10 protein-coding genes and 1 pseudogene are annotated in these 9,231 nt (G+C 41.3%); 5 read left to right on the forward strand and 6 right to left on the reverse strand.

Annotated elements, in window-relative coordinates; all coding sequences use genetic code 11:
- The first annotated feature begins 48 nt into the window (after positions 1-48).
- Positions 49-675: a pentapeptide repeat-containing protein gene (locus tag V7K89_RS26365; protein ID WP_335192452.1), complete on the forward strand. Its 627-nt coding sequence runs from the start codon at positions 49-51 to the stop codon at positions 673-675.
- A gap of 118 nt (positions 676-793) precedes the next feature.
- Here the strand turns inward: V7K89_RS26365 and V7K89_RS36100 are convergent.
- The 3 genes and pseudogenes from V7K89_RS36100 to V7K89_RS26375 form a co-directional block, all read right to left on the reverse strand.
- Positions 794-958 (reverse strand): annotated as a pseudogene (locus V7K89_RS36100) (Coenzyme F420 hydrogenase/dehydrogenase, beta subunit C-terminal domain); the annotation flags it as partial.
- 448 nt (positions 959-1,406) lie between these two features.
- Entirely contained in the window at positions 1,407-1,601 is a 195-nt protein-coding gene (locus tag V7K89_RS26370; protein WP_335192454.1) for a hypothetical protein, read from the reverse strand.
- 161 nt (positions 1,602-1,762) lie between these two features.
- Entirely contained in the window at positions 1,763-2,128 is a 366-nt protein-coding gene (locus V7K89_RS26375; RefSeq protein ID WP_335192478.1) for a tetratricopeptide repeat protein, read from the reverse strand.
- 377 nt (positions 2,129-2,505) lie between these two features.
- Between V7K89_RS26375 and sat the strand changes: the two genes are divergently transcribed.
- On the forward strand, positions 2,506-3,684 hold the full coding sequence (sat, locus tag V7K89_RS26380; RefSeq protein ID WP_335192456.1) for a sulfate adenylyltransferase: 1,179 nt from the start codon (positions 2,506-2,508) through the stop codon (positions 3,682-3,684).
- 147 nt (positions 3,685-3,831) lie between these two features.
- The gene (locus V7K89_RS26385; protein ID WP_335192458.1) at positions 3,832-5,943 is read left to right on the forward strand and encodes a caspase family protein; all 2,112 of its coding nucleotides are present in this window, start codon (positions 3,832-3,834) and stop codon (positions 5,941-5,943) included.
- A 112-nt stretch (positions 5,944-6,055) separates the two neighbouring features.
- Here V7K89_RS26385 and hisC read toward each other — a convergent pair whose 3' ends face one another.
- A complete protein-coding gene (gene hisC / locus V7K89_RS26390) occupies positions 6,056-7,114 on the reverse strand; it encodes a histidinol-phosphate transaminase (RefSeq protein WP_335192462.1) in 1,059 nt (352 codons plus the stop codon).
- 120 nt (positions 7,115-7,234) lie between these two features.
- Here hisC and V7K89_RS36105 point away from each other — a divergent pair, with 120 nt between their 5' ends.
- Positions 7,235-7,459, forward strand: coding sequence for a tannase/feruloyl esterase family alpha/beta hydrolase (locus V7K89_RS36105; protein ID WP_442941765.1), 225 nt, complete (start codon positions 7,235-7,237; stop codon positions 7,457-7,459).
- A 91-nt stretch (positions 7,460-7,550) separates the two neighbouring features.
- On the opposite strand, the gene V7K89_RS26400 is transcribed toward V7K89_RS36105, so the two are convergent.
- Positions 7,551-7,892, reverse strand: a complete 342-nt coding sequence (locus tag V7K89_RS26400) for a hypothetical protein (protein WP_335192467.1) — start codon at positions 7,890-7,892, stop codon at positions 7,551-7,553.
- Between the two features lie 391 nt (positions 7,893-8,283).
- Between V7K89_RS26400 and V7K89_RS26405 the strand changes: the two genes are divergently transcribed.
- Positions 8,284-8,826, forward strand: coding sequence for a DUF3421 domain-containing protein (locus V7K89_RS26405; protein WP_335192469.1), 543 nt, complete (start codon positions 8,284-8,286; stop codon positions 8,824-8,826).
- Positions 8,827-8,907: 81 nt separating this feature from the next.
- Here V7K89_RS26405 and V7K89_RS26410 read toward each other — a convergent pair whose 3' ends face one another.
- On the reverse strand, positions 8,908-9,147 hold the full coding sequence (locus V7K89_RS26410) for a hypothetical protein (RefSeq protein WP_335192473.1): 240 nt from the start codon (positions 9,145-9,147) through the stop codon (positions 8,908-8,910).
- Positions 9,148-9,231 lie beyond the last annotated feature (84 nt).

The following is a 9,231-nucleotide window of genomic DNA, read 5'->3' on the forward strand; positions in this document are numbered from 1 at the left end:
TTTTATAAAAGTAAGCCCACCAATAGGAATCAGATAATGAAGGAACTAATGAATCAATCAAACTCTAAAAAATTAACTCAGTGGCTCGTAACAGCAGTCTTTCTGGTAGTTGTCGCGGGATTTACTCTGCTTATCCAACCCAGCGCTAGAGCGCAAACACTAACACCATCCATACCTACAGAATCTGAACTAGCTCCAGTTGAATTACCAATGGAGCCTGTAACACCACCAGTAATATCTCCAGTTGTATCGCCAATAGTGTCTGTAGCAGAAAACGTTAGACATTTATTACAGACCAATGAATGTGTAGGCTGTAACCTGGCTGGGGCAATGTTAAAAGATGTAAACCTGCAAGCAGCAAACTTGGAAAATGCTAACTTACAAAATGCAGACTTAGAAAGAGCTAACTTGCAGCAAACAAACTTACAAGGGGCTAACTTTCAAGGAGCAGATTTAGGCAAGGTAAACCTTTGGGGAGCAAACCTGGTAGGAGCAAACCTTTTTGATGCAGACCTAGAGAAAGCCAATCTCTTGGGAGCAAATTTGCAAACCGCTAACCTACAAAACGCAGATTTAGAAGATACAAATCTAACAAATGCAAACATCCAGGGAGCTAACCTGATGGGCGTTGATTTGGACGATGTAATCAGACCAGAAGGATTTGGTATTCAGTAATAAAACTGAAGTTGTCGGTACAAATTTAATAAAAAATATCAAAAGCCTGATTCAGCAATGAATACAGGCTTTGTGCATCAGGATTGGCAAGATTCTGCGATCGCCTATGCGTTTTTTATTCAAGTTTGTCTATTTGCTGATTAATAAAAGCGCAGAATTGCTTGACATAATGAGTATAGTATGCAATTTATAGTCAGCGATAGCTACAGAGTTCTTTAGCAGGGCGGCTGTTAGATTTTAAGGCTCTGGCTTTTTTGTGCTTGTTAGAATCAACTGAAGTCAAGTTGCTAGATTTCAAGCATTAGCTCTGCGTGTTTTGGCAGATAAACTCGAGCTGGGGAAGTAAGGCACAGCGGTAGCTAGCGCCAGTGCAGCCTAAAAATTTGATGTTTTTAAGCAAATTGGCATCTTTTTAGTATTAACTTTATGCGTTCTGATGTAATTTTGCTAAAGGTATCGTTGAGGCGATGCCTACGGCGGGCTACGCCTACGCGAAGTTCATCAAGTGTCTTGAATAGTTGACCTTTGATCTGGGACTTGAGAAATTGGCAGAACCTCTCAATAGGGTTAAGTTGCGGACAATGGGCGGATTGACATATTGGAATGATATTTTCCGGCCATTTCAACTTATAAGCTTTTAGGCGCTGCGGCTTGGTCAATTTGAAGGAGTGCGATATTTCCTGCCAATTGACATGAAACTGTATCTAAAAACTCTTGAAAGTATTGTGCGTTTAGATGTGATACTCCAAGCAAAAGTGCCATCCAGTCAGTGGTTCAACAACACCATACAGCCAAAAACTTGGTCGCTTCCATCCCACATGAACAACTGGTTGAACACCACAAGTCCTTACAACACGCCTCGGTTCAGTTTTTAGTCCCATTCGACTCTCATCTTGACCGGAGGCGGAGCGTCTCCGGCTCCGCATAGATCACGCAACCGTAACCAAAGACCAAACAGTTTTTGTATAACTACCAATGCTTGTGGAATGTTTTTTTAAATGTCTCTATTGCCTTTGGGTCTTGACTGATGCTTCACCATTTAGATGATTTTGACTCCTGTAAATTTTTAGTGCCTCTTGATATTTTGCTAAGGCTTTTTGAGGTGTTGTCCAAGCCTTTCATAAATTAAGCCAGTATTACTGAGAGTAGCAGCTTCATTAGATAGATGGCCTACTTGTCTACTAATTATTAAGGAGTGATTATAGTGCTGTAGCGCTTCTGAATATTGTCCTAATAAGGAATACACTACCCCAATACCACAGAGTGTTTTTCCTTCCATTTGGCGATCCATGACCTCAAGATGAAGAGAAAGCGCTTTTTGATAGTTCTCTAAAGCATTTGAATATTGTCCAATACTATGATATACACTCCCAATATTACTAAGAGTAATACCTTCATTTTTAAATTTTGAATTCTTTGAAAATAAGATAAAGCTTGACTGAACTATTTTAATGCATCATGATAAAGTCCTTGGTTATATAAGTCAAGTCCCAGATTTAAATGTCTTACTCCGTTTGCTTTATATTCTTGTTTTATTAAAAACTTAACGAATCGACGGATTGCTCTTAATGGTCTAAGTAAAGCTGAAGCTAGCACACGTAAGTAAGATAGCACTTGCAACCTCCAAAGGTTAGTTCTTGAGCTCAAACTTATTTTTCCCAATTATTAGTCTGGAGTTGCAGGAAACTGAAAGCAGTTCTTATCTCAGGTAAATCTTGTGTTAGGTTGAATTCACACTATTTTTCCAACTATTTTTTCTCTACGTACCAGCATTTGATAAGTTAGTACATAATCTGAAACAATAACAGTAAAAGCAGAGAGGGGATTACGTTGAGTCACAATCCAGATGCCATAGCCCCCCACGGTGGACAGTTGGTTAACCGCATCGCCACACCAGAACAAAGAGCAGAGTTTCTCTCAAAAGCTGACTTTTTGCCGCGAGTGCAACTTGACGATCGCGCCGTTTCCGATCTAGAAATGATTTCGATCGGTGCTTTTAGTCCGCTAACGGGTTTTATGAACCAAGAAGACTACGATCGCACTGTGACAGAAATGCGATTAGCTAATGGTCTTGTGTGGTCAATCCCGATTACACTATCGGTAAGCGAAGAAGTAGCTTCCCCATTGCCAGAAGGCGGCTTAATCCGTCTGGATAACTCCAAAGGCGAATTTATTGGAGTTTTGCAACTTACCCAAAAATATCACTATGACAAAATCCGCGAAGCAATAAAAGTCTACCGTACTAATGATGTCAATCATCCCGGTGTGCAAGTACTTTATAACCAAGGTACTGTAAATCTGGCGGGTGATATTTGGTTGTTGCAACGCGAACCTCATCCCCAGTTTCCCAGTTACCAAATCGATCCAGCGGCCTCACGGCAACTATTTCAAGACAAAGGTTGGAAAACCATTGTCGGCTTTCAAACTCGCAACCCCATCCACCGCGCCCATGAATATATTCAAAAGTGCGCCTTAGAAATCGTTGATGGTCTATTTTTGCACCCATTAGTCGGGGCGACAAAAGAGGATGATATTGCTGCTGATGTGCGGATGCGTTGCTATGAAATTTTGCTAGAACATTACTACCCCTTAGACCGGGTAACTTTGGCAATTAATCCTGCTGCAATGCGCTATGCTGGTCCTCGTGAGGCTATATTCCATGCTTTAGTCCGCAAAAACTACGGCTGTACTCACTTTATCGTCGGACGAGATCATGCTGGTGTTGGTGACTATTACGGCACTTACGATGCTCAGTATATCTTTGATGAATTTGCCCCAAATGAATTAGGCATTGTGCCGATGAAATTTGAACACGCTTTTTACTGCACGCGCACTAAGCAGATGGCAACATCTAAAACCAGTCCCAGCAGGCCAGAAGAACGTATTCATCTATCAGGGACAAAAGTTAGGGAAATGCTGCGACGTGGTGAGTTACCTCCACCAGAATTTTCTCGTCCAGAGGTAGCAGCAGAGTTGGCGCGGGCAATGCGGACAGAAGTAACGGTTTAGGGCATTGGGCATTGGGCATTGGTTATAAATTATTCTTCCCTGCCCCCTGCTTCCCTGCCCCTCCACTCCCCACATTTTTATAACTTTACAATATAGAGTTCAGCCCTGTAAGCTGCTAACTGAATGGCTGAGGGCTGATAGCTAATTATGAAACGTCGCACGTTTTTAGAAAGAATTGGCTCAATACTCCCGGTATTGGGGATAACTGAGGCTGAGTGGTTGTCTTTGGGAAATCGCTATTATCAGGCTTTGGCACAACCCAGTCCGCGCAAGTTGGCATTGCTAATAGGTATTAACCAATACCAAAAAATTCCAGCCCTCAGTGGTTGTCTAACGGATGTGGAACTACAAAGAGAACTTTTGATTCATCGCTTTGGTTTCCAAGGGTCAGATATCTTAACTTTAACTGAGGAAGAAGCTAGTAGGGAATTCATTGAAACGGCTTTTTTGGATCGCTTGGGTAAGCAAGCTAAACCCGATGATCTGGTCGTCTTTCACTTTAGCGGTTATGGCAGCCGTGTCAAATTGGAGACATCACCAGAAACAATGCAAAATGCTCTGGTGACAGCTAATGCCAGTTTAATTTCACAAGAAGAGAAAATAGTCAACTATATATTAGAAGAAACTCTACTGCTATTATTGCGATCGCTGCCTACAGATCAAGTCACAGCAGTATTAGATACTAGCTATTATGCGCCAACCCCAGTATTAGGATTAAAAAGTCGCGCCCTTCCAGAATCAGTAAAGGCAAAGTTAGTAGCAGAAGAACTTGACTTTCTCCAACAACTTAAAACTCAGAAGTTACTCAGCACGCCGATTGTCTTAACAGCTACCTCAAATCCCAAGCAGTCGGCGAGGGAAGAACTCTTTTCTGGTTTTAGTGCTGGGTTATTTACCTACGCCTTGACGCAGTATTTGTGGGAATTTACCCCAACTACCAGAATTCAAGTCGCCCTCTCCTATATGGAAAATTCTCTATCCAAATCCGGTAGTAAACAGCAACCAGCGTTATTAAGTACTCAGAAAAATCAACATCTAACGTCTCTACCACCAGACGATATTATTGGTGCCGAAGGCGCAGTGACAGCGATAGAAGAAGATGATAAAACAGTGCATCTGTGGTTAGCAGGATTACCACCACAAGTGCTGCTATATTACGGAGTTAATTCTCGATTCACCTTAGGAAGAACAACAGAAGAATTAATATTGCGATCGCGCACTGGGTTAACAGCAAAAGCGCAAATTTCCCAAATAGAAGGTACAAATCCCCCACGAGTCGGGCAACTTGTCCAAGAAGCAGTGCGGGTTTTAGCCCAAAAGATCCATTTAATAATTGCTTTAGATACTGGATTGGAAAGAATTGAGCGCGTAGACGCTACGAGTGCCTTTGCTGCATTTACCCATATCTCCACCGTAGTTTTAGGAGAAAAACCAGCTGATTATTTATTTGCCAAACTACAGCAAACACCTAGTCGCTATGGTTTATTTTCTCTTAGTGGCGAACTAATTTCCAATGCCACAGGGGAAGCAGGAGAAGCAGTAAAATCAACAGTGCAAAAGTTAGCACCAAAATTATCAACCTTGTTAGCAGCTAAGTTATGGCGATTAACAGAAAATCAAGGTTCTTCCCGCTTGGCTGTGAAGACAACCTTAGAAATAATTGATAACAAATCGCCTCGCGTTATTATGCAGCGGGAAACAGTACGAACTTTCAAAACTGAAACTTCGATTCAAAAATCACTTCCTACTCCGATTGTCCCTATCGGTAGTCGAATGCAATATCGGGTAGAAAACCAGAGCGATCACCCATTATATTTAATCTTGCTGGGATTACACAATAATCATACAGCGATCGCCTTCTATTCTTGGGAAACCCCCGAAGAACCAAACACTGCCGACACCAAGCCCGTCCTGAAACAAGTCGTCATTGCTCCAGGTGAAACTCTCACCCTACCCCAAACGAATACTGCTTCCGAATGGATGATTTCAGGGCCAGCTTCTGAGTGTGAACACCAACTAATTTTTAGTACTGCCCCCTTTAACGAAACTCTCGCCGCCTTGAACGCTGCCAAGTATTCCACAAGCGAAGAAGGGCCAATTGGTTCATTGGAGAACTCCTTAGATGTTGTACAAGCCTTGCTACAAGACCTACATAACGCTAGTGCCCTCAAAACAGATATGAACGGCACAGCACCCGATTCACATAGCTTGGATGTGAATAATTGGGCAAGTCTTAGCTTTAGTTTTCAAGTGCTGTAAGTTATACCAATTTGAAAAAAGAATGCGACAGATACATACACCCAAACCTTTGTGATGTCTGGCTTGATTAATTTTGATTTTTGTTAGCGCAGTGTTAGCGAGTCTGTGAGCGTCATTTTGAATTTTGAATTAGTATTAGTGCCTCTACTAAAACCTGATTTTGCTCATCTGTCCCAACAGTGATGCGTAATTTATCATCTAGTCCGGGCTGCTTGAAATAGCGGATTAAAATTCCCCGTTCCTTCAGTTTTTGATAGAGAGATTCTGCGTTTCCTTCTTTTGGTTGTGCCAGCAAAAAGTTAGCTTGGGAATCCCAGATATGAAAACCTAATTGTTTCAATTCTGTAGCTAACTTAGTCCGTGATGCCTTAATCTTTGCTACGCAAGCATTTTTATAAGCTTGATCAGTGATGGCAGCCGTACCAATTGCACAAGCGATCGCATCAATGTTATAGCTATCTTTAACCTTAAATAATCCCTGCAACAGCTTGGGATTCGCTACTCCAAAGCCCAATCGTAATCCTGCCAACGAGTACCCCTTAGATAGTGTCCGAATCACGATAACATTTTCATATTCTTTAACCAAAGCTAATGCATTCTCTTCAGTAAAATCTATATATGCTTCATCGATCACTAAAACTCCAGATAACTGGCTGGCTAATTTTCGTAAATCATTTATTGCTACCAGATGCCCCGATGGACTATTGGGCGACGCAATAAATGTCACAGCCCCATTGGCAGTAATTAATTCTTCTAAAGGTAAACTGTAGTCTTTGTTGTAGGGAATCTCAATAATTTCCGCCGCTTGCATTTCTGTTAATGTGCGATATAGCACGTAAGTAGGCATCGGATAAACTACCTTCTTCCCAGGTTCTGCACAGGCTCGAATTATTACACTCAACAATTCGTCACTGCCATTTCCGACAATTATCCAATCACTAGGAATTCCTAAAACTTGACTTACAGCTTGCCGGAACTCTCCCCCGAAAGGTTCTGGATACCGCCGCAACCGCTCACCATCAATATTTCGTAGCACAGCTAATGCCGCAGGAGAAGGAGGATAGGGATTCTCATTGCTATTGAGTTTAATAATTTGTGTACCGCGTTGAGGCTGCTCACCGGGAACATAGCTAGCCATTGCATCAACATTAGAGCGAAAGTATTTGGTCATAGGGCATTGGGAATTGGGTAAGATTTCTACGACGGGTGTATTTTAAGCAAATTTCAACCTGCAATTTCTGACAATATCGGCTATCGCTCAGAGCATGTTACGGCACTAGCGGCAAAAGCGATCGCCACCGCGTTTTATGGCAAAAGTCCCAGTTATTCTTACTTCCAGGGCTGTTCCAACGGAGGACGACAAGCCCTGATCACAGCACAGCGATACCCAAACGACTTTATTCATACTCGCCGACCCAAAGCCGGGAAAGAAGCTCAATTCGAGCAGCGTATTTCTGAACTGATTCTGCGATCATCGGAAGTCTGCGGCAAACTGTCCAAATCATCTGGCTTTTGAAAATGCCCAGAACTTGGCGATGGCGCAAGCGATCACCTACGGTGATCGCATCCGAGACGGGAGTGTGGAATCAGCCAGTATTAGAGAAGTCTTATCGGCGATCAGTTTCGTTTTCCTCATCAAGAGCATCGCCGTAAGCTTGCTTAATAGCCTCCAACCACAATTCTTTAGGCGCTAATTTCACTGTTTCAACCAACCCAAACGACTGGAGCGACATGGCTAGTAGTTGCTTAGCATCTTGCTTAGACTGTCCCATGTATCCATCTCTAAGTTCTAATTTCTCAGGGCAACGGGCAACGAAATCATCAAACTTAAGTGGTTGTGATTCCAAACCAATTTTTTCTAAATCTTTTTTTTTAACCATAGCGTTCACAATTATTCTTGGTTTAGCATCCTTCGACTCTCCTCCCACCCCGATTACACGTTTACCCATGTTTTATATCATGAAAATTCATGTCCGATTTATCTTTAATTCTTTAAACTGGATATTAATTAAGGATAACTATCGCTACCAAATATACAAAGTGCGTAGGTGTAGACCGCCATAGGCATCGCTGACAATAATCAACCTTTACCAAACCGGATAAAGCTCCCTTAAGCTCTTACCAGAATAGTTTCTGAGTATAAATGTAACTTTTTATTTTTCTTTTACAAATGCATAATAAAAAATGAAAATATCAAATTGGGTTTTTAATAAGTTGAATATTTTCAAATATTAATTTATTATTCACCACTCTTTGAAAGCTTTAGTTTTCATCTTCTTACGTTATTTTGCGTTTTGTATAAATTCAGTAATAACTATAAAAAATGGGAGTTTATTAAATATGCAATTGAAAGCAATCGCAACAAATTTAATGAAATTTAATCGGATCGCTACACTCCTAGCAGTTGGAATAGCGGTTTCTATAGGAATACCTGCATTAGCGGCTGTTTCAAGGACTCAGGTGAAACCCACTACTAGTAATTCTAGTCGTTATATTACAGGTGGGACTGAAGATAATGGTAGGAACACATTGTATATTTGCTCTACCAAGGTTGATGGAGAGTATACACCTGGAAAATACTATCCACCAAATCAAAGATGCTACGTTTCATGGGGAGGTAAAGAATATTCCTACAAATCACCTCTGATATTGTACAAAGCTAATAGCTGGACATGGGGAAATTTTCCAGGGTACATTGTTGGTAATAATGTTGCTGGTGGCACTGAGAATAATGGTAAAAACACATTATATTTTTGCCGAGCCAAGGTTGATGGAGAGTATACACCAGGGAAATACTATCCACCAAATAAAACCTGCTACGTTCCTTGGGGTGGACGAGAATACACATACAAGAGCAATTTCCAGATTCTATTTGCAAACTAAACTGGTTCTTGGCAAATATCTATACCTCTCTATACAGCCGTCTGTACAAGGCTTGAGAGTTACTCCTTATAGTGGCGACTTTTAGCTGATTTTTAGCACTCCCTTTGGTTTAACTGCGATGAAGCGTTCCTCACGTAAGTGCGATCGCTTACTTTGGTGAGACATTGATATCATTGATATCATTTTTGGCACAAGAAAGGCGATCGCTTTGTTTTCAAAAAGGAATGAGCCAATACCAAACTCTCTCAACTTAATCTCTAGTTTCATCTGCGTTTTGACTGACAACACAGTTGTCTGAAGCCGGACAAGAACTAATACCAATTCTCTAAAATTGGACTACAGATGAGAGAATAAGAATAAACCAGATGAAGGATGAACAATGTCAGGGATATATCAGCTAGAAAT

The sequence above is a fragment of the Nostoc sp. genome, assembly GCF_036917515.1.
Classification (GTDB): Bacteria; Cyanobacteriota; Cyanobacteriia; order Cyanobacteriales; family Nostocaceae; genus Nostoc.

What these genes read in the sequence shown, in the direction of transcription:
- V7K89_RS26370 (WP_335192454.1), bottom strand. Translation starts at nt 1,601, where the DNA reads ATGCGGAGCCGGAGACGCTCCGCCTCCGGTCAAGATGAGAGTCGAATG.
- V7K89_RS26365 (WP_335192452.1), top strand. Translation starts at nt 49, where the DNA reads ATGAATCAATCAAACTCTAAAAAATTAACTCAGTGGCTCGTAACAGCA.
- V7K89_RS26405 (WP_335192469.1), top strand. Translation starts at nt 8,284, where the DNA reads ATGCAATTGAAAGCAATCGCAACAAATTTAATGAAATTTAATCGGATC.
- V7K89_RS26400 (WP_335192467.1), bottom strand. Translation starts at nt 7,892, where the DNA reads ATGGGTAAACGTGTAATCGGGGTGGGAGGAGAGTCGAAGGATGCTAAA.
- hisC (WP_335192462.1), bottom strand. Translation starts at nt 7,114, where the DNA reads ATGACCAAATACTTTCGCTCTAATGTTGATGCAATGGCTAGCTATGTT.
- V7K89_RS26385 (WP_335192458.1), top strand. Translation starts at nt 3,832, where the DNA reads ATGAAACGTCGCACGTTTTTAGAAAGAATTGGCTCAATACTCCCGGTA.